The 25643-nt window shown below is 60.7% G+C and carries 26 protein-coding genes and 1 pseudogene; 12 read left to right on the top strand and 15 right to left on the bottom strand.

The genetic code is table 11. The features are described from left to right. Positions 1-225: 225 nt before the first annotated feature. Positions 226-1104: a LysR substrate-binding domain-containing protein gene (locus UIA24_RS00375; protein ID WP_330521918.1), complete on the top strand. Its 879-nt coding sequence runs from the start codon at positions 226-228 to the stop codon at positions 1102-1104. Here the strand turns inward: UIA24_RS00375 and UIA24_RS00370 are convergent. After that, positions 1058-1624 carry a D-Ala-D-Ala carboxypeptidase family metallohydrolase gene (locus tag UIA24_RS00370; RefSeq protein WP_099776527.1) on the bottom strand — a complete coding sequence of 189 codons (567 nt, stop codon included), beginning with the start codon at positions 1622-1624 and terminating at the stop codon, positions 1058-1060. The two genes, UIA24_RS00375 and UIA24_RS00370, sit on opposite strands and share 47 nt — an antisense overlap. A gap of 122 nt (positions 1625-1746) precedes the next feature. Here UIA24_RS00370 and UIA24_RS00365 point away from each other — a divergent pair, with 122 nt between their 5' ends. Next, positions 1747-2904, top strand: a complete 1158-nt coding sequence (locus UIA24_RS00365) for a hypothetical protein (RefSeq protein WP_330521917.1) — start codon at positions 1747-1749, stop codon at positions 2902-2904. 48 nt (positions 2905-2952) lie between these two features. On the opposite strand, the gene can is transcribed toward UIA24_RS00365, so the two are convergent. From can to UIA24_RS00350, 3 genes are all read right to left on the bottom strand, one after another. Continuing rightward, positions 2953-3591, bottom strand: a complete 639-nt coding sequence (can, locus tag UIA24_RS00360; RefSeq protein WP_065760608.1) for a carbonate dehydratase — start codon at positions 3589-3591, stop codon at positions 2953-2955. A gap of 76 nt (positions 3592-3667) precedes the next feature. Then, a complete protein-coding gene (gene rimI, locus UIA24_RS00355; RefSeq protein ID WP_099773507.1) occupies positions 3668-4120 on the bottom strand; it encodes a ribosomal protein S18-alanine N-acetyltransferase in 453 nt (150 codons plus the stop codon). After that, a complete protein-coding gene (locus UIA24_RS00350) occupies positions 4113-4898 on the bottom strand; it encodes an energy transducer TonB (RefSeq protein ID WP_330521915.1) in 786 nt (261 codons plus the stop codon). Before UIA24_RS00350 ends, rimI begins: the two co-directional genes overlap by 8 nt. Positions 4899-5074: 176 nt before the next feature. On the opposite strand from UIA24_RS00350, the gene mksB reads away from it, so the two are divergent. Genes mksB through mksF form a run of 3 tightly spaced genes read left to right on the top strand, consistent with a single transcriptional unit; the run spans position 5075 to position 9877 of the window. Beyond that, a complete protein-coding gene (gene mksB, locus UIA24_RS00345; RefSeq protein WP_065760611.1) occupies positions 5075-6352 on the top strand; it encodes an Mks condensin complex protein MksB in 1278 nt (425 codons plus the stop codon). Next, positions 6342-7052: an Mks condensin complex protein MksE gene (gene mksE / locus UIA24_RS00340; protein ID WP_065760612.1), complete on the top strand. Its 711-nt coding sequence runs from the start codon at positions 6342-6344 to the stop codon at positions 7050-7052. Before mksB ends, mksE begins: the two co-directional genes overlap by 11 nt. Next, a complete protein-coding gene (gene mksF, locus UIA24_RS00335) occupies positions 7049-9877 on the top strand; it encodes an Mks condensin complex protein MksF (RefSeq protein WP_330521914.1) in 2829 nt (942 codons plus the stop codon). Before mksE ends, mksF begins: the two co-directional genes overlap by 4 nt. 59 nt (positions 9878-9936) lie before the next feature. Here mksF and UIA24_RS00330 read toward each other — a convergent pair whose 3' ends face one another. From UIA24_RS00330 to rplU, 5 genes are all read right to left on the bottom strand, one after another. Beyond that, positions 9937-10395 carry a CreA family protein gene (locus UIA24_RS00330; RefSeq protein ID WP_099773504.1) on the bottom strand — a complete coding sequence of 153 codons (459 nt, stop codon included), beginning with the start codon at positions 10393-10395 and terminating at the stop codon, positions 9937-9939. 11 nt (positions 10396-10406) lie between these two features. Then, the gene (gene proB / locus UIA24_RS00325) at positions 10407-11525 is read right to left on the bottom strand and encodes a glutamate 5-kinase (protein ID WP_330521913.1); all 1119 of its coding nucleotides are present in this window, start codon (positions 11523-11525) and stop codon (positions 10407-10409) included. 182 nt (positions 11526-11707) lie between these two features. Next, positions 11708-12931 (bottom strand): Obg family GTPase CgtA, encoded by a 1224-nt coding sequence (gene cgtA, locus UIA24_RS00320; RefSeq protein WP_065760616.1) that lies wholly within the window; start codon positions 12929-12931, stop codon positions 11708-11710. Between the two features lie 193 nt (positions 12932-13124). Then, entirely contained in the window at positions 13125-13382 is a 258-nt protein-coding gene (gene rpmA, locus UIA24_RS00315) for a 50S ribosomal protein L27 (protein ID WP_065760617.1), read from the bottom strand. A 34-nt stretch (positions 13383-13416) separates the two neighbouring features. Then, a complete protein-coding gene (rplU, locus tag UIA24_RS00310) occupies positions 13417-13728 on the bottom strand; it encodes a 50S ribosomal protein L21 (protein WP_065760618.1) in 312 nt (103 codons plus the stop codon). Positions 13729-13980: 252 nt separating this feature from the next. Here rplU and UIA24_RS00305 point away from each other — a divergent pair, with 252 nt between their 5' ends. From UIA24_RS00305 to UIA24_RS00295, 3 genes are all read left to right on the top strand, one after another. Beyond that, positions 13981-14949, top strand: a complete 969-nt coding sequence (locus tag UIA24_RS00305; protein ID WP_065760619.1) for a polyprenyl synthetase family protein — start codon at positions 13981-13983, stop codon at positions 14947-14949. A gap of 97 nt (positions 14950-15046) precedes the next feature. Beyond that, positions 15047-15388, top strand: coding sequence for a zinc ribbon domain-containing protein YjdM (locus UIA24_RS00300; protein WP_065760620.1), 342 nt, complete (start codon positions 15047-15049; stop codon positions 15386-15388). Positions 15389-15510: 122 nt separating this feature from the next. Next, the gene (locus tag UIA24_RS00295) at positions 15511-15741 is read left to right on the top strand and encodes a PA4570 family protein (RefSeq protein ID WP_099773501.1); all 231 of its coding nucleotides are present in this window, start codon (positions 15511-15513) and stop codon (positions 15739-15741) included. A gap of 85 nt (positions 15742-15826) precedes the next feature. On the opposite strand, the gene UIA24_RS00290 is transcribed toward UIA24_RS00295, so the two are convergent. The 5 genes from UIA24_RS00290 to UIA24_RS00270 form a co-directional block, all read right to left on the bottom strand. After that, on the bottom strand, positions 15827-16444 hold the full coding sequence (locus tag UIA24_RS00290) for an FKBP-type peptidyl-prolyl cis-trans isomerase (protein ID WP_065760622.1): 618 nt from the start codon (positions 16442-16444) through the stop codon (positions 15827-15829). An 86-nt stretch (positions 16445-16530) separates the two neighbouring features. After that, entirely contained in the window at positions 16531-16836 is a 306-nt protein-coding gene (locus tag UIA24_RS00285; protein ID WP_065760623.1) for a DUF6482 family protein, read from the bottom strand. A 137-nt stretch (positions 16837-16973) separates the two neighbouring features. Then, complete coding sequence (locus UIA24_RS00280) at positions 16974-17462, bottom strand: TIGR00645 family protein (protein WP_065760624.1); 489 nt, start codon at positions 17460-17462, stop codon at positions 16974-16976. A gap of 101 nt (positions 17463-17563) precedes the next feature. Then, on the bottom strand, positions 17564-17905 hold the full coding sequence (locus UIA24_RS00275; RefSeq protein WP_065760625.1) for a PA4575 family protein: 342 nt from the start codon (positions 17903-17905) through the stop codon (positions 17564-17566). A 168-nt stretch (positions 17906-18073) separates the two neighbouring features. Continuing rightward, complete coding sequence (locus UIA24_RS00270; RefSeq protein WP_065760626.1) at positions 18074-20512, bottom strand: Lon protease family protein; 2439 nt, start codon at positions 20510-20512, stop codon at positions 18074-18076. A 274-nt stretch (positions 20513-20786) separates the two neighbouring features. Between UIA24_RS00270 and UIA24_RS00265 the strand changes: the two genes are divergently transcribed. The 4 genes and pseudogenes from UIA24_RS00265 to UIA24_RS00250 all read left to right on the top strand — a co-directional run bounded on the left by UIA24_RS00265 (position 20787) and on the right by UIA24_RS00250 (position 24072). Then, entirely contained in the window at positions 20787-21275 is a 489-nt protein-coding gene (locus UIA24_RS00265) for a DUF3015 domain-containing protein (protein WP_099773498.1), read from the top strand. Positions 21276-21350: 75 nt separating this feature from the next. Continuing rightward, positions 21351-23204 carry an Lnb N-terminal periplasmic domain-containing protein gene (locus UIA24_RS00260; protein ID WP_099773497.1) on the top strand — a complete coding sequence of 618 codons (1854 nt, stop codon included), beginning with the start codon at positions 21351-21353 and terminating at the stop codon, positions 23202-23204. Positions 23205-23287: 83 nt separating this feature from the next. After that, positions 23288-23500 (top strand): annotated as a pseudogene (locus UIA24_RS00255) (hypothetical protein); the annotation flags it as partial. 74 nt (positions 23501-23574) lie between these two features. After that, positions 23575-24072 (top strand): GreA/GreB family elongation factor, encoded by a 498-nt coding sequence (locus UIA24_RS00250; RefSeq protein WP_099773496.1) that lies wholly within the window; start codon positions 23575-23577, stop codon positions 24070-24072. Here UIA24_RS00250 and gdhA read toward each other — a convergent pair. Then, complete coding sequence (gdhA, locus tag UIA24_RS00245) at positions 24069-25406, bottom strand: NADP-specific glutamate dehydrogenase (protein WP_330521912.1); 1338 nt, start codon at positions 25404-25406, stop codon at positions 24069-24071. The two genes, UIA24_RS00250 and gdhA, sit on opposite strands and share 4 nt — an antisense overlap. Between the last annotated feature and the right edge of the window lie 237 nt (positions 25407-25643).

Genomic DNA, 25643 nt, shown 5'->3' with positions numbered 1-25643 from the left:
CGAACTCAAGGGCACCCCACCGACGCCATCGCAGGCAAGCCTGCTCCAACAAAGACCGAGCAGCCTGTAGGAGCCGGGCTTGCCCGCGATGCAGGCGCCGCGCACCCATTAAGCATGCCCCCCCTCCGCAGAACATCTGTTCTGTACGGTGCTTATTATCGAAAGCTTCGTTGTGGCTAAAAAGCGATTTATAGTGCGACAAATCCGCTAGTTTTCCTCACAGATATGAAGCTGCCCGCCCTCTCCGCCTTCCGCTATTTCGACGTCGCGGCGCAAACCGAAAGCTTCGTTCGCGCCGCCGAACTGCTGCACGTCACCCATGGTGCCGTCAGCCGGCAGGTGCGCTTGCTGGAGGAGTCCCTCGGGGTGCAGTTGTTTGAGCGACGCAACCGGGCGATTTTCCTCACGGCCGCCGGACGCGCCCTGCATGGCACCACCCAGTCGCTGTTCGAGCAGTTGGAAGGTGCGGTCTATCGCCTGCAACAACAGGCGCGGGAAAACGTTCTGGTGCTCTCCTGCGAGCCGACTATCGCCATGAAATGGCTGATTCCGCGCCTGCCGGCCTTCCATGCCGCGCACCCAGACATCCACATCCATCTGGTGGCGGCCGGCGGCCCGGTGGATTTTATCGGCAGCGGTATTGACCTTGCGCTGCGCCGCGATGACTTCCCATGGAGCAAAGGCCTGGACGCCGTTAAGGTCTGTGACGAATACGTAGGCCCGGTGTGCAACAACGCCCTGGCCACACAGGGACTAGTAGGGCAACGGCTGCTGCATACAGGCTCACGACCCAATGCCTGGAACATCTGGTTACGCCTGAGCAAGCAGTCAGCCCAGGACTGCAGCCGAGCCGACTATGAGCATTTCTACCTGTGCATCCAGGCAGCAGTGGCTGGCCTGGGCCTGGCAATGGCCTCGTTCCTGATGGTGCAGGACGAAATCGCGGCCGGGCAACTGCAGGCGCCTCAGGGCTTTATCAAGGACGGCTCAGCGTATTACCTGCTCTGCCCCCAGCCCATTGCCGAGCACGCTACATACCGACGCTTCGCTGACTGGATCACGGCGCAGTCGCAAGCCGCTGGCAATACGATGAACCTGAGCTGAAATCCCCACCCCAGGTCCGATAGCCGGCCGTATCGATGTGAATCCGCCCCGTAGGGTAGCGCCCCAATCCCATGTTCCAGGCAGCACCTTGGGTTTGCCAGAAACGGCACAACGACGCGGGATCAGTACCACGGGGCAGCAACAGGTCAACCGCAAAGGCGCGGGTGTGTGCACTGCCAACAGCGCCACCGGCACACGCATTGAGCGTGGGATTACGGTACGCCGAGACGACCTCGTAGCGGCGCAGGACGTGCTGATCATCCAGGGCCTTGAGCAGTTGCAGGGTCGAGCGTACGGCGGGCCATTGCCCCACAGGCGGTACCGCGAATGGCTCGGCAGCGCATAGCCGCCAGTCGCTGGCTGAGCGCAGCAACTCATGTATTGGAACCCTGCCATAGAGTCGCGCCTCGACCAGCATGTCACGGAACACTCGCGTCTCATGGTCGCCAGCCCAGAGGGCGAACATGCGCACGTCGCGCTCATCGGCATACGCCCCAAACGTACCGAGCCACAGGCCCATCACTGGCAGCGCCACCTTGCGCCGTATCACCCGCATAAACGCTCCACTTCCCAAGCCCACAGAAATGCCTACAGTATGGCCTGACTAGCAAAAGGAGAGAGGCCACTGGCATGGAGTCAACTATGCGCAAAACCACTTTATTAACCCTGACGCTTGGGCTGTCTGCCTTGGCCCTGAGCACGACACCACAGGCCGATACCAGGGTCACCCTGGGTGATCAGCAACGGGTCAGCAGGTTGTTTGCCTACCCCAACAACTGCAGCGCTATCTGCTTCCGGGACTGGACGCTGGAACAGACCGTCGAGCACTACCTGAAGCAAAGCGTAGCGCGAGACGGCTACACCCAAGCGACGGTCCGGGTGGGGCGCGACAATGGCACCCTGTATGCCGATATTACAGACGTCCCCAGCACCTACGGCGAACCGCTGACGCGCCTGCTAGACAATGGCGAACTCGCCTACCAGGGCGCCAGCCAGCTCAACCGCGACGGCAAGTGGGCCTACAACTGGCTGCTGTTCCTGCCACTGGGCATGGCCCTGGAAAATCGCCGCAGCATCGAGCTGCTGCACTTTCCGCCAGACTATTCGCTGACCCAGGCGCAAGATTACCTGCGCTCGAACACCACTGACCGCTGGGCGTACCTGTTGAGTGTCAACGGTGTACCTGTGGATAACACGCCGGCCTTCCAGACCATCGTCGACATTGCCCCGATTGCCGCCCCTGCCTCTGCCGGCAAAGCGCTCGAGGGTGTCTACGGGTACTTCAACGACTACCAGACGAGCATGGTCAAGGCGGTTACCCGCAACGCCAGGGGGGATTCACTGCCGATGGTGGCATTTGGTTCACCGGTACGTACCTGGGTGGAGCAAACCTATGGCCAACGCGTCAACGTACTGGGGCTGGTGACTATCAGCCCGACGACCGGGCAACGCGTGCCGGTACTGGGCTCAAACCACCCCAGCGCCATTTGGTACACCGCAGACAAAGCCAACCACGCAGGCGATCAGGACCAGGCAGACGCGGCGGGTTTGAAGATGATGGGCCAGGACCTCAGCGCCGCCTGCTGGCAGGCCGGCATGGGCAGCAACCCCAAGGCCGATGCCGAGGCCACGCTGAATGCCTGTACGCAAAAATGGCAGGTCACCGCGAAGACGCAGACCTGTGAGCTGTTCTACCGTTCAATTCGGGAAATGAACCCGGAGCAGGCCGCAGCCAAATGCAACACCGATGCGGTAAGGCGCAGCTTGCAAACGCTGCAACAGCCTCTGGAAGAGATCTGATCGCTCAAGCCTCATTGCCGGCCAACGCCGACAATGAGGCTACAGGGCTCAGTCCTGTGGGCGCAGGCGATACTGCGGCGGCAACTGCTCAAAGCCGCTGATGGTGGTGTTGAGGCTCTTCCAGCGGCCATCCTTGATGCCGTAGATGCAGCCATGCACCGACAGGCTCTGCCCACGATGCCAGGCGTTTTGAACGATGCTGGTATGAGCAACGTTAGCCACCTGCTGAATCACGTTCAGCTCACACAAGCGGTCGACCTGCTCTTCCTCAGTAGCCAACTGCGAAAGCGCCACGCGGTTCTCGTAGTAAAGGTCACGGATCGAACGCAGCCAGCCGTCGATCAGGCCCAACTGGCGATCCTGCATCGAGGCCCGCACACCGCCACAGCCATAGTGGCCGGTGACCAGAATGTGTTTGACCTTGAGTACGTCTACTGCGTACTGGATCACCGACAGGCAGTTCAGGTCGGTGTGCAGCACCACGTTGGCGACATTACGGTGAACAAACAGATCGCCCGGCAGCATGCCGACGATTTCGTTGGCCGGCACCCGCGCATCAGAGCAGCCGATCCACAGGAATTCAGGCGTTTGCTGGCGTGCCAGCTTGGCGAAAAACTCCGGATCTTCCTGTTTGATTGCATCAGCCCAGCGGGCGTTGTTATCAATCAGTTCTTGTAGGTCGTGCATGTTCAAGCCTCATAGATGATCCGCAGTCTCTGACAGGCGCCACGCCGAACAGGTCACGCGCAGCATGGAACTGCCTTCAGTCGATCAACGTGCAGGCCATCACCAGCGCATCCTCGCGACCACCAGCAATGGGGTAATAATCTCGACGCCGACCCACTTCGTTGAAGCCGTAGCGCTCGTACAGCCGGTAGGCAGACTGGTTGCTGGCGCGCACCTCGAGGAAACACTCCCGGCCGTTGAGCTCGTAGGCACGTTTCATCAGGTGCTCAAGCAAGCGCAAGCCCAGGCCGCGCCCCTGACTCTCCGGCTTGACGGTGATGTTGAGCAGGTGCGCCTCATCGATGATCACGTTGATCACCCCGTGCCCAACCTGCTGCCCACCCTCGAACATCAACCAGATTTCATAGGATTTTAGCCCGTCGAGGAAAATTCCTCGGGTCCAGGGGTGGCTGAAGGCGGCATATTCGATCTTCAGTACGGCATCCAGGTCCGCCTCGGTCATCCGACGAAAACTGATTGTGTCACTCATCGCTTGGTTTCCAGCGCGCCATCAGCCGACGCATGGCTTTCCAGACGTCCGCCTTGCGTTGCGGCTCGTCCATCAACACTTCAAGGCCCGGCAAGGCCCAGGCATGCCCCAGGCCCTCGACCGGTAATTCACGGTAAAAGGCCTGCTCGTCGGCCTCCCCAGCAAAGCGCACGGCAGGCAGACCAACCAGCCACAGGCAGGCGCACGGAGCGTCTTCCAGGCGGGCCTGGATAAAGCCCTGCACGAAGTCACGGGCCGCCCCCGGCCCCTGGTCAAGGTTGCCACGCACCAACAGTGGCCAGCGCACGGGCTCACCGATGATCTGCGGGCTGTCTGGCAAGCCTGCGGCACGCAACATGTCCTTGAGCAGCAAGTAGGACGGATCGCGACTCTGGAACGGTTCGCCAGTGGCCAACTCGACCAACACCAGGCAACGCCCTGCACGTAGCAATTGCAAGGCGAAACGCGGCGGCGGAACGACAGCCGCCTTGACCGGCGCTACCGCCTCCTCGGCCTCTTCCAGCGGCTTGCTGGCAGCTCGCGGGGTGGTGCTGGGGCGCGGGATCTCGATTTTCTGCCGCTCAACCGGCTTGCTCACCGGCACAACGACGGGGGCGGTCTGTTGCACGGGCGAATGTGCAACCTCCTCCACCAGCGGCTCCAACGGCAGCAAGAGTTCAGGGCGCGACGGCGCAGCGAACGGCAGTTCGGCACGCGGCAGCCAAGGCACTACTTGCATGGCATTGAGGTAAGCGCGGCGGCGGGACTCGGTGAGCAAAGGTCGGCCATCTGTGGATAAGTCAGGGCCCACATTCTACCGCCCTTCGCTGCCCGGCGCCGCAGTTGATCGGCAGAAATCCGCCCGAGAATACCCACAAGCGATCAAGGGGTGAATCGACAACCGCATGATGCAGTACAATCGGCGCTTTTATTTGGCAGCGAGTCGACCCGCCAATGATCGAACCCAAACGCGTCCTGCGCGCCCTAGCCGAACACTGGGCCTTGCTCGAGCCGTTGTGCGAGCGCTTCGACCAGGGCACCCTGAGCCTGGCAGAACTGCGCCTGCAACTGGCGACCCAGCAGCTGGAAAGCACGCCGCAAGACATCACCAACCTGCTCGATGTGTGGATTCGCCTGGATATTCTGGTGCCCGTGGCCAAAAGCCCGAACCGTTTTGAACTGAATGCCCAGATCCACGATTTCCTCGCCTACCTGCGCCGCGAGCACCGCCTTGGCCTGTGCCTGGAAATCGAAGCCTACCTGCGCCACCTCGAGCGTCTGGCCGGGCACATCCAGGACGCCTTCGACATTCGCGACGGCAACGACCTCGCACGCCAACTGCGCCTGCTCGACATGCGGGTGCGTGACGTTCTGAAAAAGCTCGACAACGACGAACAGGCACTGGTGGCCGTGGCCGAACGGGCCAAGACCAGCGACCGGCAGATTCCCCTGCGCCAGCGTTACGCTGAAGTTCTCGCGACCTGGGACGAGTACGTCGAGCCGATGATCCAACTGGTCAACGCCGACGGCGCCTTCGAGCAGGGTGTACGCAAGGTCGAGACCGTGCTGTTGCGCCTGCTTGGCGAACAGGCACGCCTGGGCCAACTGGTCGACGACGACATGCTGCTGCGCACCCATGCCCGCATCCTGGAAATGCAAACCAGCGCGCAACTGACACTGCGTCATGCCCGCGAACTGCTGCTGCCCCTGCGTGAAGAAGCGCGCCGACACAACGCCGTGACCCGAGGCGCGGCACTGGCCCTGTCGGTGATCCGCCGCAAAGGCCTGGACGCCGTGCCACACGCGGCAATGCCCCTGTTCACCCGGCCGCAGAGCACTTTCCTCGGCAGCGCCAGCCAGGTGGAAGCCTATGTCTATGCCTTGGCCCGCTTCGAGCCCAAGCCGGCGCAGTTCCCCAAGGCGCACAAGAACCAGAAGGGCGAACCGCCGCGCGCACCGCGCACGGTCAAGGAAATGCTCGAACGCTGTACCGACGCCCTGCCAATGCCAGACCTGATGACCTGGCTGCTGGAGCAGGAGCCCGAAGGCGCCACCGACGAATTGCTGTACTGGTTCTCGCGCCTGTCGCGGGAAAAGCGCTTTACCCGCGAACGCCTTGAGCGCCGTGACTACCACACCCGCGAGCACCAGGTCAGCCTGCGCTCATTCGCCCTGACGTCCAGCCGCGAAACGCCGCTGGAGCCTACTGCGAGCACCTCACATGCATCTTGATCTTTCCGAACTGTCCCAGCTCGCGCCGATCTTCCGCGAGCTGTTCAAAGGCTTCCACATCAGCCGCCGCGACCCAGAGCTTTACGCTCAACTGTCGAACTTTCAGGACCAGTACCGCGGCCTGTTCAGGGCCTTGGGGTTCGAGCTGGTCTGCGATACCCGTGGTTTCTACTACTTCGTCCCCGAGCAAGCCGCCGCGCAAGTCAACAAGACCGCCCAACGCCTCTCGCTGTTCACCTTCATTTTGGTAGAGCACCTGGCCGACCAGGGGCGAGACCCGATCGCCGTGCTGGATGGCGGCAGCCTGGGCCGTGATGAGCTGCCGTCGCTGCTGGAGAAATACCGCGACCTGTTCATCCAGGCTGAAGTCCAGACACCAGAGGAACTGGAAGAAAAGATCATGCGGCGCATGACCCAACTCGGGTTTGCCAGCGAAGAGAATGGTATCTACCGCTTCCTGCCGCCGATGCACCGTTTCCTCGACGTGTGCCTGTCGGTCCAGCAGGACCGCGACCTGGCCGCCAGCCTGCACAGCGCGTTGCCACTGCCAACGCCCGTACTGGTCGACGAAGACAGCGACGAGAAACTGCTCAAGACTGACGACCCGCTTGATCTGGGCCCGTTCGACGACCTGGACGAAACCGAAGAAGAGGCCCTGGCCCGTGCCATCGCCGAAGAGCAACAGGAGATTGATGCATGAGCCAGGAACGCTACGGCATCCGCCGCTTTGCACTGCTCAACACTGCCGGCTACAGCCTCGGTCTGTTCCCGCTGGAGCACCCGCTGTCGGTCTACGGCGCCAACAACCTGGGCAAGAGTGCGTCGATCAACGCCCTGCAGTTCCCGATCCTGGCACGCATGTCGGACATGAGCTTCGGCAAGTACAGCCTGGAGCAGTCGCGGCGCTTCTACTTCGCCAGCGACACCAGCTACATCCTCTGTGAAGTCTCACTGCCCCACGGCCCGCACGTGATCGGCGTGGTCGGACGCGGCCCGGGCGGCGGTTTCGGTCACCAGTTCTTCGCCTATGCCGGCGAGCTGGACCTGGCTCACTACCAGAAGAACGACACCTGCCTGCGCCAGAAAGAGCTGTTCAGCAACCTCGAGCGCAATGGCCTGAAGGCTTACGAACTCAAGCCTGACGAGCTGCGTCGACTGCTGGTCGGCGGGCACACGTCGGTGCCGCTGGACTTGACCCTGATTCCCTTGCGCTCCACCAGTGAACAGAGCCTGAAGACCTTCCGCGCACTGTTCATCAACCTGCTGCACATGCGCGAAATCACTGCGGCCAAACTCAAGCAACTGTTCCTCGATGCCTTCGAGCACAGCCTGCGCTCGGGCAGCGTCGACTATATCGCGGCCTGTGAAGAAGCCTTCCGCGACGTACGCCGCATGGAGCAGGACTACAACGCCCTCGTCTCAGCCGGCCCACTGGTCGAGGCCTTGGCCAACGGCGTAACCCAGCGTGACATTCTGCGCGGCAAGCTGCACCGCCTGTCTCCCCTGCTCGACTCGCTGCTGGGTACCTGGCAGGACTACGCGATGGCCCGCAAGGAAGAACTGGTCATCCAGTCTGAACACTACCGCAACGAGCAGGATGCCCTGCAGAACAATCAACGCGGTGGTACCCAGGAACTGATGCGTCTGGAGCGCGAAATCACCGGCATCCAACGCTGGCTGGGCGAGTTGTCAGTGCTCAAGCACCGCTTTGCCCTGATCGATGACGTCAAGGTCCTGGAACAGCAACTGTTGGCAGCCAAGGATGCCCACGATGAACTGGCCGGTGCCCTCGCCCAGTCACGGCAGTTCAGTGCCGAAGACCTTGAAGAACGCCTGCGTGACCTGGAAAAGCGACTGAAATCGGTCAAGCAGCAACTCGACCACGCCGACAACAACAGCTATGCCCGCCTGCGCGAAGAGTTTTCGCAACAGGACGTCGAGCGCCTGATGCGTCTGTTCAACGGCGCCCTGTTCAGCCTGCCCCTGGGCGAACGTGGCATCGAACTGGACGACAGCGAACTGTGGGTCAAATCCCTGGAAGCAGTACTTGAACGCTTCAAGGGCGAGCGCTTTGAAGTGCCGGGCCTGTCTATCGACCTGTCGCATATTGAACCCCCTGCGCTGCAGGCACTGGCCGACCGCGCGGCCCTGCGCGACCAGAAAGAGCGCCTGGAAAAAGAGCTCAAACAGCTCAAGACGCAACAGGCCGTCGCTGCCGACCGCGCTGCTAGCAAGACCCAGACCGAAGCCCTGTACCAACAGGTACTGGACGCTCAAAAAGCGCTGGAAGACTACCGCCGCGCGCAGACACTGAGCGCCGAAGAAGGCGAAAAACTCGAGCAGCTCGCGCAACTGGAGGCGGCTCAGGACGAACTCAAGCGCTCCAGCGACGCCTTCACCGAGCGCGTCCAGCAGTTGTCGGCCAAGCTGCAACTGGTCGGCCGGCAGATCGCTGACATGGAAGCCAAGCAACGCACCCTTGACGATGCCCTGCGGCGCCGCCAACTGCTGCCGGCTGACCTGCCATTCGGCACCCCGTTCATGGAGCCGGTGGACGACTCGATGGACAACCTGCTGCCGCTGCTCAACGACTACCAGGACAGCTGGCAGGGCTTGCTGCGCTGCGATGGCCAGATCGAAGCGCTGTACGCCCAGGTACGCCTCAAGGGCGTGGCCAAGTTCGACAGCGAAGACGACATGGAACGCCGCCTGCAACTGCTGATCAACGCCTACGCCCACCGCCAGGACGAAGCCCTGACCCTGGGCAAGGCCCGCCGCGCCGCGGTCACCGACATCGCCCGAACCCTGCGCAACATCCGCAGCGACTACGACAGCCTTGAACACCAGCTGGCGTTGTTCAACCGCGAGATCAACAAGCGCCAGGTATCGAACCTGCAGAGCTTCCGCATTGTTCTGGCACCGAACAAGGAAGCGCTCAAGCACATCGATCAGATTATCCACAGCGCCGGTCAGTATGAGGAAGGCGAAACGCTGTCGGTGTTTGACCTGAGCCAGAGTGCCGAGCAGGACAACAAGAACGAGGAAGCCAAGGAGTACCTGGCACGCCTGGTGGCCGCCAACCACAACCAGTTGGGCCTCAAGGACCTGTTCGAGCTGGCGTTCGAGATTACCAAGGTCGGTGGTCAGCCAGTGATCCATACCGACATCGACGGCGCCGCCTCCAACGGCACCACCATGACCATCAAGGCACTGACCAACATGTACTTGTTGCTGCACTTGATGGACCGTGACCTGGCGGGTCGCGTACGCCTGCCGTACTACCTGGACGAGGCCGCCGACATCGACGAGCGCAACCAGGCGGCGCTGCTGGAGACCAGCCTGCAACTGGGCTTTGTGCCGATTCTGGCCAGCGTCAAGCCGCAAGTCTCAGCCAAGGTGGCCATTGACCTGGAAGGTGGCAGCGGGCCGAACGGGATCTACATCGATGAAGCGGACTGGAAATTCATCAGCCGCCACGAAGAGGTCAAGGCGGTAGCACACGAAGAGGACGTGGTTTCAGCGTAGTGGCGCCATCGCAGGCATCCGTGGAAACACGGCTTGCCTGCGATGAATTCAACGCCGTATTACTGAGCCCACGGCAAGATCGGAATTGCAGTCACCGCATTCTGCGGGCTGCCTTCGATGATCCGGTCACTGTAGACCAGGTACACCAGGGTGTTGCGCTTCTTGTCCAGGAAGCGCACGACCTGCATGGTCTTGAACACCAAGGAGGTGCGCTCCTTGAACACCTCCTCACCATCCTTGAGCTCTTCCTTGAAGCGAATCGGCCCGACCTGACGGCAGGCAATGGACGCCTCGGCACGGTCTTCAGCCAAACCCAGCCCGCCTTTCAGGCCACCGGTCTTGGCGCGCGACAAGTAGCAGGTCACCCCTTCCACCTTCGGGTCGTCGAACGCTTCGACCACGATGCGGTCATTCGGCCCGACAAATTTGAACACCGTCGACACCTGGCCGATTTCCTCGGCCGAGGCCAACAATGGCAGGGCCAGCAAAGCCCCCAGCAATCCTTTGATCAAACGCACACGGTTCTCCCTCATACCAGAATCAGATTGTCGCGATGGACCAGCTCCGGCTCAGCGCTGTAACCCAGCAGGCTTTCAATGGCCTCGGAGGACTGGCCGATGATTTTCTGCGCTTCCAGCGCACTGTAGTTAGCCAGGCCTCGGGCGATCTCCTGGCCGTCCGGACCGACGCAGACCACCATCTCGCCGCGGCGGAAGCTGCCTTGCACACCTTTGACGCCAACCGGCAACAGGCTCTTGTGCCCTTCGCGCAGCGCCTGGACGGCACCGGCATCAAGGGTCAACGTACCACGGGTTTGCAGGTGACCGGCCAGCCACTGCTTGCGTGCCGCCAGCATGCCACGCTCAGGCGACAGCAGGGTACCCAGGCGCTCACCCGCCTTGAGACGGTCCAGCACGCGCTCCAGGCGCCCGCCGACGATGATCGTGTGTGCCCCGGAGCGGGCCGCCAGACGCGCAGCACGCAGCTTGGTCTGCATACCGCCACGGCCCAGCGCACCACCCGTACCACCCGCCACGGCATCCAGGCTCGGATCATCGGCACGGGCTTCGTAGATCAACTCGGCATCGGGGTTGGTGCGCGGGTCGGCATTGAACATGCCATCGCGGTCGGTGAGGATCACCAGCAGGTCAGCCTCGACCAGATTCGCCACCAGCGCCGCCAGGGTGTCGTTATCACCGAAACGGATCTCGTCGGTGACCACCGTATCGTTTTCGTTGATGACCGGTACAACCCCCAGCTCTACCAGCGTGCGCAGGGTGCTGCGGGCGTTCAGGTAACGCTTGCGGTCAGACAGGTCATCATGGGTCAGAAGGATCTGCGCAGTGTGCCGGCCGTGTTCAGCGAAGCTCGACTCCCACGCCTGCACCAGGCCCATCTGGCCGATGGCAGCGGCTGCTTGCAGCTCGTTCATGGCACTCGGTCGCTTGGTCCAGCCCAGGCGGCTCATACCCGCGGCTACCGCCCCGGACGACACCAGCACCAACTCGACACCCGCTTCATGCAACGCCACCATCTGCTCGACCCAGACACCCATGGCCGCGCGATCCAGGCCTTTGCCATCTGCCGTCAGCAGGGCACTGCCGATTTTCACGACCCAGCGCTGGGCACCCGTCACCTTGCTCCGCATCTTCTTCCAACCTATGCCGATCTGTGGATTCTAAAAAACAGCGCTTGCTACGCCTTGTAGGAGCCGGCCTTGCCGGCGATGCAGCCTAACAGGTACCACGCTGATGCAATCACGGGCAAAGCCTGCACCTACAGACAGCAAAACGCCGCTTAAAAAAGCGGCGTTTAGTGTACTGCAACGGATCAGTCGCGCACGTAAATGATTTCTGGACCGTCTTCGTCCTCTTCATCCCAATCGTCGTCGTCATCGTCACCGATGTCATGCACGCTCTTCACGCCGCTACGGCGCAGAGCACGTGCGTCGTCCAGCGCCTGAAGCTGGGCACGGGCCTCGTCTTCAATACGCTGATCGAGATCCGCCAGCTCTTCGGCATACGCCGGGTCGTTGGCCAGGCGATCAGCACGGTCTTCCAGATAGCGCATGATGTCGCGGCTAAGCTGCTCGGTGCCCTGCTTGGAGATTGCCGAGATCACGTACACCGGGCCTTCCCACTGCAGACGCTCAACCACTTCCTTGACGCGCTCGTCGCGCTCGTCGTCCATCAGCATGTCAGTCTTGTTCAGCACCAGCCAGCGATCGCGCTCAGCCAGCGACGGGCTGAAGCGGGTCAGCTCGTTGACAATGACCTCGGCAGCATCGGCACTGTTGCTCTCGTCCAGCGGCGCCAGGTCGACGAGGTGCAGCAGGAGGCGAGTACGCGCCAAGTGCTTGAGGAAGCGGATACCCAGGCCAGCACCCTCGGAAGCGCCTTCGATCAGGCCGGGAATGTCGGCGATGACGAAGCTCTTCCAGCGGTCGACACTGACCACGCCCAGGTTCGGCACCAGGGTGGTGAACGGGTAATCGGCGACCTTCGGCTTGGCAGCCGATACCGAGCGAATGAACGTACTCTTGCCTGCGTTAGGCAGGCCCAGCAGGCCGACGTCGGCCAGCACTTTCATTTCCAGCTTCAGGTCACGCTGCTCGCCCGGCTTGCCCGGCGTAGTCTGACGCGGGGCACGGTTGGTACTGGACTTGAAGCGCGTGTTGCCCAGGCCGTGCCAGCCGCCCTGGACCACCATCAGCTTCTGCCCTGGCTTGACCAGGTCGCCGATGACTTCCTGGGTGCTGGCGTCAATCACGGTAGTACCGACCGGTACACGCAGGATCAGGTCGTCGCCCTTCTTGCCGGTGCAGTCGGTGCTGCCGCCATTGGAGCCGCGCTGGGCCTCGAAATGGCGGGTATAGCGATAGTCGACCAAGGTATTGAGGTTCTCGTCGGCAACCATGAACACCGAGCCGCCGTCACCACCGTCACCGCCGTTGGGACCACCGTTCTCGATGAACTTCTCACGACGAAAGCTCATGCAACCATTGCCACCGTCACCGGCTTTGACCCGGATCGACACTTCATCAACAAACTTCATAAAAACCGCCTCTCGTCGTCTCGACGAGTTGAATGACACAAAGACATAAGGCTCTTGCAAAAATGAGCGCGGCGGCCCCGTCAACGACCGTAGAATCCAGCGCCGGCAGCCCATACAAACAGTTTTGCAAGAGACTCACCCCACAAACGAAAAAGCCCCGTCGCGAGACAGGGCTTTTCCAGCGACATCGCTATTAGGCAGCGACAACGCTTACGTAACGACGACCGAACTCGCCTTTTTTCTCGAACTTGATCACGCCTTCGATTTTAGCGAACAGGGTGTGATCTTTGCCCATGCCAACGCCGTAACCAGCGTGGAATTGGGTGCCGCGCTGGCGAACGATGATGTTGCCGGCCTTGATGACCTGGCCGCCATACATCTTCACGCCAAGGCGTTTGGCTTCTGAGTCGCGACCGTTACGGGTACTACCACCAGCTTTTTTGTGTGCCATGAGTTCAACTCTCCAATAAGGGGATTAGGCTGAATTAAGCCTGAATACCGGTGATTTTGATCTCGGTGAACCACTGGCGGTGGCCCATACGCTTCATGTGGTGCTTACGACGACGGAACTTGATGATGCGCACTTTGTCGTGACGACCTTGGGAGATCACTTCAGCGACTACTTTAGCGCCAGCGACGACAGGTGCGCCGATGTTTACGTCATCGCCATTGGCGACCAACAGAACGCGATCGAAGGTTACGGATTCGCCGGTAGCGACTTCCAGTTTTTCGATCTTCAGGTATTCACCTTCGGCGACTTTGTACTGCTTACCGCCGGTAACAATTACTGCGTACATGGTATTTCTCCGATAATCCTGCTCACCCAGCTCTTTATAGGTAAGAGTATTGGCTGGCATGGCTGCATAAGGCTGGAACGGCCCTGTGCAATTGCGTAAGGCAGGTGCTGCCCAGGAAGTTCAGGGTGCGCGATTGTACGCAAGCCCCGCGGCGCTTGCAAGTACCGCCCCCAGCCCACCGGCACCGCGCCTTGACAGGTCGGGACCTGCAACCTAGCATGCCGCGCAACCTTTATGGAGCACCTGTGGCCGATGCAACCCCAAGCTTTCTACCGTGCGGTAGCGGACGACTTCAGCGCCGTTGACGAGATTATCAAGAAGCAGCTGACTTCACGTGTGCCGCTGGTCTCGAAAATCGGTGACTACATCACGTCGGCTGGCGGCAAGCGCCTGCGCCCGCTGCTGGTGCTGCTGTGCGGCAAGGCACTGGGCCGCGATGGCGACCAACTGCGCCTGCTCGCTGCCACCATCGAGTTCCTGCACACCGCGACCCTGCTGCATGACGATGTCGTCGACATGTCCGGCATGCGCCGTGGCCGCTCCACCGCCAACGCCCTGTGGGGCAACGCGCCCAGCGTACTGGTCGGCGACTTCCTCTACTCGCGCTCGTTCGAAATGATGGTCGAGCTGGGGTCGATGCCGGTCATGCAGATTCTCTCCAAGGCGACCCGCGTGATCGCCGAAGGCGAAGTACTGCAGCTGTCCAAGATCCGCGACGCCAGCACGACCGAAGACGTCTACATGGAGGTCATCCGCGGCAAGACGGCAATGCTGTTCGAGGCCTCGACGCACAGCGCCGCAGCCCTGGCTGAAGCCAGTGACGCTCAGCGTGAAGCCCTGCGTACCTTCGGTGACCACCTGGGCGTAGCCTTCCAGCTGGTCGACGACCTGCTCGACTACAAGGGCGATGCGCAAACCCTTGGCAAGAACGTCGGTGACGACCTGGCCGAAGGCAAGCCAACCCTGCCGCTGATCTACACCATGCGCGAAGGCACCGCCGAGCAGGCTGCCCTGGTTCGTCAGGCCATCCAGAAGGGCGGTATCGAGGATCTGGAGAGCATCCGGGCGGCCGTCGAAGCTGCCGGCGCACTGGACTACACCGCGCAACTGGCCCGCGACTATGTCGCTCGCGCCATTGCCTGCCTGGAAGTGCTGCCTGCCAGCGAGTACCGTGACGCGCTGGTTGAACTCAGCGAATTCGCCGTCGCCCGCACCCACTGATCCCTCCCCGGCCCATCTTCGGATGGGCCCGCTTGCCCTCTGAGCAACAAAACCTTATACAATGTGGGTTTTTGCACGCACCCCCAGAGGAACCTTAGTGAGCACTTTGCCTCCCTGCCCAAAATGCAACTCCGAATACACCTACGAAGACGGTGCCATGCTGATCTGCCCCGAGTGCGCCCACGAGTGGTCCGCCAGCGGTGAGGCCGAAGCAGGCAACGACGAGGCAGTGAAAAAGGACTCGGTGGGCAACGTCCTGCAAGACGGCGACACCGTTACCGTGATCAAGGACCTCAAGGTCAAGGGTTCGTCCCTGGTGGTCAAGGTCGGTACCAAGGTCAAGAACATCCGCCTATGTGACGGCGACCATGACATTGACTGCAAGATCGACGGCATCGGCGCGATGAAACTCAAGTCCGAGTTCGTCCGTAAAGTCTGACCCGCACCTGGATTCGGGGCCGTGCAACGGCCTCGGATCGACCTTCTGGCAGCAACTGCCAATCACTTCTTGCTATTTTGCTAATAAGAATTATTCTCATTGAAACCTCAAGGAGAATAGTCATGACCTATCTGATCGACGCCTGGCTGGAACGCCCTCACCCTTGCCTGCGCATCCTGCACCGGGAAACCGGCGAGGTCTGTGCCGTGCTCGAAGAAGACGCACTGCATGAGCTACACGCCCAGGGTGATCTGGACCTGAATGGTTTGAATTCAAACGAGCCGAATGTGCTCAAGGAACTGGTGCGCAACCTGTTTCTGTTTTCTTACGCACGGGCGTTGCGCCCGCTGTAATCGCCAGCAACGCTGGCTCCCGCACGGTTGCGCAGAAGCCGGCATTGCCGCTGCCGGAGAGCCGAGCCCCCAGCAACGCCAGGGCTTACAGAACGTCGAGCAGCTCGACGTCGAAGACCAGTACGCTGTGCGGCGGGATGCTGCCAACGCCCTGAGCGCCGTAGGCCAGCTCGCTCGGTACGTACAGGCGCCATTTGCTACCAGCGTTCATCAGTTGCAGGGCTTCGGTCCAGCCAGCGATCACGCCGCTAACAGGGAACTCAGCAGGCTGACCGCGCTCGTAGGAGCTGTCGAAGACAGTGCCGTCGATCAGGGTGCCGTGGTAGTGGGTACGGACGCTGTCATCGCGAGTCGGCTTAGCACCTTCACCAGCGGTCAGTACTTCAAACTGCAGGCCCGAAGCCAGGGTAGTGATACCTTCACGCTTGGCGTTTTCAGCCAGGAAGGCCTTGCCTTCGCCGGCCGCAGCTTCAGCCTTGGCAGCCGCTTGCGCTTGCATGATGTCGCGGATGACCTTGAAGCTGGCCGACAGCGCTTCTTCGCTGACACGGCTGGCCTGGCCATTGAACGCGTCGGTCAGACCGGCCAGGATCGCTTCCAGGTTGACGCCTGGTGGTGGGTTGTCACGCAGTTGACCACCCAGCTGACGGCCGATGCCGTAGCTGACGCGCGTTTCGTCGGTAGACAGGTTGATTTCGGACATTGGCTTGCTCCGCTACAGGGCGCACGAAGACCGCGCCCTTCATGAAAAGGGCGAGCAGCCTAGCACACTGCGGCGCAGCAGTTCAGCTACCAGGCCGAACGCCGGGAAATCGGCACTTTCAGATCCTCTTCCGCTGTGCTGCTCATGCCGCACATTTCGTCCTGCACCGACCAATGCACCAGGTTCAGCGGCAGGTCTGGCAACCCCTGCAACTGCCCGCGCGCCTCTTCCACAGAGTGCACGCGCAAGCGCTGGCCTCGTGTATCAGACAACGGGTGGGCGCGCCCATGTACGCGTGCCTCAAGCAGGTAATCCCCCCCTTCGATAGCGATCAGGTTGAGTTCCTCGACATGACCAGCCCTGGCCTCGGTATTCAGATCGTGCAGGTTCATTGCAGCACCTCACTACTGGGACATACGAGCGACTGTTCATTCTTCGTACAGGGATGAACAAAGTACAAGCCAGAAACGCAACCGCCCGTCCGTTTTGTAACGGACGGGCGGTTTCAAGCGCACCGAGCAAGACGCAATCAGTGCTTGGTCAATTTGTCCAGGTAACCCATCGCGAACGCAGACACCACAAAGGTCATGTGGATGATCACATACCACATCAGGTACTGCGTCTCGATGTTCCGCGCGTCCATGAAAACCCGCAACAGGTGGATCGAGGAGATCGCCACGATCGAGGCCGCCACCTTCATCTTCAGCGAGGTGGAGTCCATCTTGCCCAGCCAACTGAGCTTTTCCTTGTCGTCATCGATGTTCAGTTGCGAGACAAAGTTCTCATAGCCGGAGAACATCACCATGACCAGCAGGCCACCCACCAGGGACATGTCGATCAACGAAAGGATCACCAGGATCAGGTCGGCTTCAGCCATGGAAAACACGTTGGGCAATACGTGGAAGATTTCCTGGAAAAATTTCAGTGCCAGCGCCAGCAGCCCCAAGGACAAACCAAAGTAGATGGGCGCGAGCAGCCAGCGAGAGGCATACATCGTGTTTTCGATAAAACGTTCCATTAAAAAACTCATCGGTGGCGAGAAAACGGGCACAAGTATACCAGCCACGAATGACAGAAAAAGCCCGCGTCAGGTTGCCGCAAGGCAACCGGGGGCAGCCCTCAGGTCTCTGGATGGAACTGGAAATCACCCACGTGATGCACCCGTTCGCCGTTGATCCGTCTGAGCTGTGCCTGCAGGTGAATGCACCAGATCTGTGGCCCATCCGCAACTTGATACCCATGCAAGGTCAGGCTATCGACGATGGCATTGAGTACTGACTCTGCGACGTAAGGACCGTGGAACGGCCCCTGAGCCTTGATCGCGGAAGGTTGCTCGCCAGCCATGCCGGCGGCGAAAAGCAGCGTCCACATACCATTGTCACCGGCCAGCGGACGAATGCTGCATTCAATGCGGGTGACCAGACCCAGGCATTGACGAGTAAGGCTGAGGCTGCGCGGCATGGCGACGATCCTCGGAGAAACCCTGTTCAGCTCCCATCGGAAGCTGTCTCTATCCTGTACCTACGACTGTCCATGATCTGAAGAATAGAAGAAAACCGACAGCGACAAGCGGTAGCACAGCAGCGGGCGCCGAATGGTCATACCGACCCTGGCGCCCACCCTCCCACGTCAGGACGACTTGACCTCGACCAACGCCTGTTCAGCGTGCTCTTTCTCCGCCTCCTTGAGCTCCTCGTCGCTGATCATCTCGGCAATTTCCCGCAGCCGCTCGACCACCCTGGCATTGACGCTACCTTCGGGGAACTGACCTTCGGCATCGGGCGTACCGGCGGGTTCGCCCACCAGCAGGCTCAATGCCTCATCGGCCTGGCTGACCGCGTAGATGTGGAACTGCCCCGCGCGCACGGCCTGCAGTACCCGCTCATCGAGCATCAGTGTCGTGACGTTGGCACGCGGAATGATTGCCCCCTGTTCACCGGTCAGGCCACGGGCTTCGCAGAGCCGGAAGAAGCCCTCGATTTTCTCGTTGACCCCGCCGACAGCCTGCACCTCACCGAACTGGTTGATGGAACCGGTAATAGCGAAACACTGCTTGAGCGGGGTTCTCGACAACGCCGAAATCAGGGTACAGGCCTCACCGAGGGAGGCACTGTCGCCGTCGACATAACCGTAGGACTGCTCCAGCGCAATACTTGCGGAAATGGCCAACGGGAATTCCTGGGCATAACGACTGCCTAGGTAACCGGTCAGGATCATTACCCCCTTGGAGTGAATCGGCTGGCCCAGATTGACCTCTCGCTCGATGTCGACGATGCCACTTCCACCTGGGTACACCGTCGCGGAAATCCGTGCCGGCACGCCGAACGCCGAATCACCCACTTCAAGCACTGTCAGGCCGTTGCACTTGCCCACGGCCGCACCTTCGGTGTCGATCAGGATGATCCCGGCAAGCATGTCGTCGAGAATCCGCGCCGAAACCCTGCCAGTGCGCGTGGCCTTGGCCCTGAGCGCCCGCTCGATATGGCCGCAGTCGGTCATTTCATCGTTGGCCAGGTGGCGAATGAAGTCCGCCTCGCTGACTAGCTGGAACAGGTCACCGATTCGCGCCGACAAACGCCCTTGATGCTCGGCCAAACGCGCACTGTAGGTTGCCAGGCGTGCGACCGCATCGGCAGTCAACGGCGCCATGCCTTCCTCGCTGGTACGGGTTTTGAGCAACTGCGCGAATTGTTCCAGGCTCTCGTCGACCATTGGAATGTCTTCGTCGAAATCCACCAGCACCCGGAACATTTCCTGGAAGTCCGGATCATGGTCCTGCAGGGCGTAGTACAGCTGGCGGGCCCCAATGATAACGACCTTGACCTGCAGCGGAATCATCTGCGGTGTGAGGCTGACGGTGGCGACGCGCCCCAGCTCGCCCAACGGTGACTCCATTTTCAGTTTGCGCGATTGCAAGGCACGCTTGAGCGCATCCCAGACAAAGGGTTCGCCCAACATTTTCTCGGCTTCAAGAATCAGGAAACCACCATTTGCACGGTGCAGCGCGCCGGGGCGCAGTTGCCGATAGCTGGTGTAGAGCGCCCCTTGATCGGTGCTGTATTCGATACGGCCAAACAGGTTGTCGTAGGTCGGGTGCGGCTCAAACACCACCGGCGCACCGCCACTGACCGGATGCCCAACCACCAGGCTTGGCGCATATTGCTCTTCCAGCATCTTGCGGGCCACCGCGTCGCTTTTGCTGTCGTCGACCAGTTGCTCGACCACCGTGCGCAACAAGTTGACCTGCATGGCTTGCAGGTAGGCGCAGACGGCGGCGTTCTCCGCGTACTTTTCCGAGAGCGGCGACAACAGCGGCTGCAAGGCCAGGGTAATGGTTTCTTCGTTGAGCTGACGCAACTGGTTGCTCGACTCGCGCTTCCACTGCGGCAAGCTGGCCAGCTCTTCGTTCAGACGCTCTTCCAGTGCGGCAATGTCCTCGTGGAAACGCTCACGCTCGGCTTCAGGCAACTGCGCAAACTCGGCCTCATCCAGCGCCTTGCCGTCACTCATCGGGGTGAAGGCAACGTTACTACTGTCACGATACAGGGCAACGTCCTTTTCCAGGGACGCCCGCTCGATGACATCCAGGGCACGGTCATAGCGCTGATTGAAACCGCGGTCGATGGCGCTTTTTTTCTGCTGGAACGAGGGGTGCTCGAACACCGCCGGGAAGGTTGCCAGCAGGTTGTCGATCAAGCCGCCAATATCAGCGATGAACGCTCCGGCGCTGCCAGGCGGCAACTCCAGTGCCTTGGCTTCGCGCGGGTCATCGAAGTTGTTGACGTAGACCCAGTCCGAGGGGGTATGCAGGCGCTTGCCTTCGGCTTTCAGGTAGCGCTTGACGAATGAGAAGCGCCCGGTGCCGGGCTCACCCATGACAAAAACGTTGTACCCAGGACGCGGCATGGCGACGCCAAACTGCAAGGCTTCGACGGCACGTTCCTGGCCAAGCACACCGCGAAAGGGCTCCAGATCATTGGTGGTGGTAAAAGCGAACTGTTCAGCGGAAAACGGCCGGGTCAAGGCTTCTGGCGCAAGACGCAGGCTCGCAGCAACAGGATCGGGCATCGGGCTTCCTTACTTCGGCGGGGCAGATGAAGCATTCTGGCGCCGGGAACCTGCGGCTTGCAAGGCTCTTCAACGCTTTCTGCAACAGGGCGAAACCTGCGCTGCACGTGCGCCGCCAGCAATCTTTCGCAATTAACCAGCGAACTGTTAGATCGTGCCTAAACTGAAGGCTGCGCGGCTGGGTAAATAACCGACCCGCGCTGGCTACTGGTCTCACCGATATGCCAGATAACCCTGACCTTTGGTTTGTACTTCTTAGAAAGAGAACAATGCTATGAAACGGATTCTTCTGGGTACTCTGTTCGCCGCCGCATCCCTGAACGCCATGGCCCAGGCGCCTGGCGGCCCGGATTGCGGCTGGGGCAACCTGCTGTTCGAGGGCCAGCGCGGTACACCGGCCCACTTCCTTGCATCGACCACCAATGGCACCTCCGGTAACGCAACGTTCGGCATGACGTCCGGCACTAACGGCTGCGCGACCAATGCCGCGCTGACGTATGGCGGCAAGTCGTGGTTCGCCATGAATGGCATGATGAACGAACTGTCTGAAGACATGGCCAAAGGCCAAGGTGAAGCACTGACCACGTACGCCGTCGTTCTTGGCGTAGCGCCCGAAGACCGCGCGCACTTCGCCGCCGTCACCCACCAACATTTCCAGGAGATCTTCAAGACTGCAGACATCACCGCTGAAGATGTCCACACCAATACCCTGGCAGTTTTGAAAAGCGACCCACGCCTGGCCAAATACGCGACCCAGGCTTAAGCTCGGCCTACCCGCCCCTGATGGGGCGGGTTGTTCTTCGCCTCTATCGGCATCATTCAGACGTAGTTGCCCGACATGCTCAAACGCCTTGCCTACCTGGCGCTCTGTGCCTGCGCCCCGTTGCATGCAGCTCCCGTTTTCGACGACAACCGCCTGAACCAGTTGGCCAATGATCGCTACTGGATCGCTTTGGGTCACTACGAAACCGCCAAGCTTGGTGGCTGGCGAAGTTATGTCGACGACCAACGTTTCTTTCTCGCCAAAGACGGAGGGCATCACCCTGATCTGGAGTTGAAGGCCACGCTCCAGGCGCTCTATGCACCAGCAAGCCTGGGTGACAAGCATGCGCAGTGCGTGTTCCCGGCACGCACCCGCTGGCTGCGCGAACAACTGCAGTTGAATGACCTGCCCGCACCGGACTGCAAGGAATACCCCCAGTGGTTCAAGGATGTTTCGCCACACAGTGCGGTGATGATCTTCCCGGCAGCCTACTTGAACAGCCCCTCATCGATGTTCGGCCATACCCTGCTGCGTATCGATCAGGCCGATGTGCAAAAGAACGACACGGCGTTACTGAGTTACGCGATCAACTTTGGCGCCTACATAGAAGGCAACGACAACAGCATCCTCTATGCCTGGAAAGGCCTGATGGGCGGCTATCCGGGCCTGTTTGCACTGGTGCCCTATCAGGAAAAGCTTTCGGAATACCGCAGCCTGGAAAACCGCGACCTGTGGGAGTACCGCTTGAACCTGACCCCGGAAGAAACCGGGCGCATGGTCGAGCACGTGTGGGAACTCAAACAGATTCGCTTCGACTACTTTTTCTTTGACGAAAACTGCTCTTACCGTTTGCTCGAGTTGCTACAGGTGGCTCGCCCAAGCCTGGACCTGACCTCGCAGTTCCCGCTCACGGCCATTCCTACCGACACCGTCAAGGCCGTCAAGCAATCGGGGCTGGTGGAGCGTATCGACTATCGGCCTTCGCGCGAACGTGAATTGCTGGAGCGCGCAGCGCCACTGGATGCCGAGGAGCAGCGCCAGGTGCTGGCCGTCAGTGCCGATACCGCACAACTGCAAAGCCCGGCGTTCAGCGCACTGCCACGTGACCGCCAGGCCTTGGTGCAAGACGCCGCCTACCGCCTGGAACGCTACCGTGCCAATGGCCAGGAGCGTGATCCGGCGCGCGCCAAACGCAGCTTTGAACTGCTGCGAGCGATCAACCGCAACCCTCCACCTGAGCTCGATATAAAGCGGCCAGGGCTGCCCGAAGATGGCCATCAGTCGCGCACCTGGCAGTTAGGGGTGGGCACACGAGAAGACCGTGCGTTCGCCGAGTATGGCCTGCGCATGGCTTACCACGACCTCAACGACAATATGTATGGCTTCCCGCTGGGGGCGCAAATCGAAATCCTCCAGCTGAAACTACGCCAGTACGAAAACAACCAGTGGCAACTGCAACGCCTGGACCTGGCGACCATTCGCTCGCTGACCCCGCGCAACGCCCTGTTGCAACCCTGGTCATGGCAAGTCGCAGGTGGCCTGGAGCGGGTGCTTGGCAGGGAGGGTGACGAAACCCTGGTCAGTCATGTAAATGGCGGCGCTGGCGGCACTTGGGCGCTGAGCGACGAAATGCTCGGCTTTGCCCTTGGAACCGTAAGGGTCGAGCACAACGCCGACTTCGCCGGCTTCATTGCGCCAGCAGCGGGCTTCAACACCGGCCTTTTGTGGCGTAACGGGCTGGGCAACCTGAGCCTGGAGGCCAAGGGCGATTACTTTACCAATGGCGAAGTGCGCCGCAGCCTGAGCCTGAACCAGCAGTGGGAGCTGTCGAACAACCTCGGCCTGCGCCTGAGCGCAAAACGCGATTTCAGCGCGTTCACCACAGCGCAGAACGAGGTAATGCTTGAGCTCAAGTGGTACAACTACTGATAAGCCGCAGTGTACTGGCCCCTGTGTACGGATCTTTGTGTACTGGCCTTTTCGGCGATTGCCAATGGCACTCGGGAGACGACCGTGACGGTTGTCAGGCCGCAGCGTTAATAGCTGGCGACTTTCGCAAAGATGTACCACGCTACCTGCACAACCGCCAATATGAGGCCGGCTGGGACAATGGCTTTCGCCAGTGCCAGGCCATGCAGGAGCATCAGGACCTGCGAGACTACCGTGCCCGCCATTGGGACGATCACGAAGAACAATGGCAGCAGGAGAAAGACCGCGATGCGGCGACGCAAACAGGTCGCAAACGGGTCAGCCAGAGTGCGCACGTCTGTCAGCAGGGTCTCCTGAGAAGGAGCCGTTCATGAGTCGTGCATTCGTCAATGAAGATCAAGCCGGTGACCAGGCTGATCAGCCCGTTGAACGTCAGATCAGCGAGCAACCCAACTACGTCACCGCCCGAGGTCTTACCTTGCTGCATGAGCGTGTCGCCGAATTGAACACGCTGCGCAGTGAACTGCTCGCCCAAGGTGAGCAGGCAGACAAGCAGCGGCTCGTGGAGACCGAGCGTGACCTGCGCTATTTCAATGCCAAGGTGCAGAGTGCGCTGGTGGTTGCGCCAGCGGCATCACGGGACAAGGTGCAGATTGGCAGCCACGTGACCTTTGCCGATGAAAGCGGTCAGCAGCATCAGGTTCAACTGGTCGGAGAAGATCAGGCCTATGCCGCAAGCGGCCTGATCAACTGGGGTTCACCCCTGGGCCGGGCGCTGCTGGGCGCCAAGCCAGGGGACGAAGTGGTGTGGCGACGACCGGCGGGTGATCAGTCGATCGAGATCATCGCCATCGAACCGGAGGCTTAAACGACGCCTTGAGCCAGCATCGCATCGGCAACTTTGACGAAGCCGGCAATGTTGGCGCCTTTGACGTAGTTGATTCGACCGTTTTCCTCACCGTAATGCACGCAGGCGTGGTGGATCGACTGCATGATGTTGTGCAGCTTGCTGTCCACTTCGCCAGCAGTCCACAACAGGCGCATGGCGTTCTGCGACATCTCCAGCCCGCTCACGGCCACGCCACCGGCGTTGGACGCCTTGCCCGGAGCGAAGAGGATGCCGGCCTCAAGGAAGATATCCACTGCCTCCAGGGTGGTCGGCATGTTTGCACCTTCGGCCACACAGAGGCAGCCATTGCTCAGCAAGGTGCGGGCATCGTCAGCGTCCAGTTCGTTCTGGGTGGCGCACGGCAGGGCGATGTCACACGGCAGGCTCCAGGGACGCTGACCGGCACGGAACTCCAGGCCAAAGTGCCCGCCCATCTCACTGAGGCGGCCACGCTTGACGTTCTTCAGCGCCATCAACGCGTCCCATTGCTCATCATTCAGGCCCGCTTCGCAATACAGGGTACCTTCGGAATCGGACAAGGAGATCACCTTGCCACCCAGGTCCATGACCTTGCGCGCGGCGTACTGGGCCACGTTGCCGGAACCGGAGATGGCAACACGGCGACCGTCAATGCGCAGGTTCTGACGCTTGAGCATCTCTTCGGCAAAGTAAACGCAACCGTAACCGGTCGCCTCAGGGCGGATCAGGCTGCCGCCGTAGGTCATGCCCTTGCCGGTCAGCACGGAGGTGAACTGGTTCGCCAGGCGCTTGTATTGGCCGAACATGAAGCCGATTTCCCGTGCGCCGACGCCGATATCACCGGCCGGTACGTCAAGGTCGGCACCAATGTGGCGGTACAGCTCGCTCATGAACGCCTGGCAGAAGCGCATCACTTCAGCGTCGCTCTTGCCTTTGGGGTCAAAGTCAGAGCCGCCCTTGCCGCCGCCCATGGGCAGCGAGGTCAGGGAGTTCTTGAAGACCTGTTCAAAGGCCAGGAACTTCAGCACGCCAAGGTTGACCGACGGGTGGAAACGCAAGCCACCCTTGTAAGGGCCAATGGCACTGCTCATCTGGATGCGATAACCGCGGTTGACCTGGACCTTGCCCTGATCGTCGACCCACGACACGCGGAACAGGATCGCGCGCTCAGGCTCGACCATACGCTCAAGAATACCGGCCTGCAGGTAGTGCGGATTGGCTTCCAGGAAGGGCCAGAGGCTGCGCAGTACCTCTTCCACCGCCTGATGGAATTCAGGCTGGGCTGGGTCACGTTTTTTCAGGCGTGCGAGGAAGTCTTCGACGGATTCGATCATGGGAAGGTCTCGGCAGATGATTAGCTTGTAAGAATTTTTCCCGGGACTTTATCAAGTCAAGGCGCACTGCGACAGTGCAAAATGTCGTTTTTTTGAAATTAAATGGTGCATTTATGTAAATGTATACACATTCAAGCGCGTCTTCAGCCAGGCTGTTTTGCCTGAGCCAGCGCATGCTTAGCCTTAGAGAGCCTGCCTTTCAGGCAACAGGTACGCCACATTTTTCGGCAAAAAAAA

The sequence above is a fragment of the Pseudomonas sp. AL 58 genome, assembly GCF_036348395.1.
GTDB classification, from domain to species: domain Bacteria; phylum Pseudomonadota; class Gammaproteobacteria; order Pseudomonadales; family Pseudomonadaceae; genus Aquipseudomonas; species Aquipseudomonas defluvii.
This window is presented reverse-complemented; position numbering and strand designations above follow the sequence as displayed.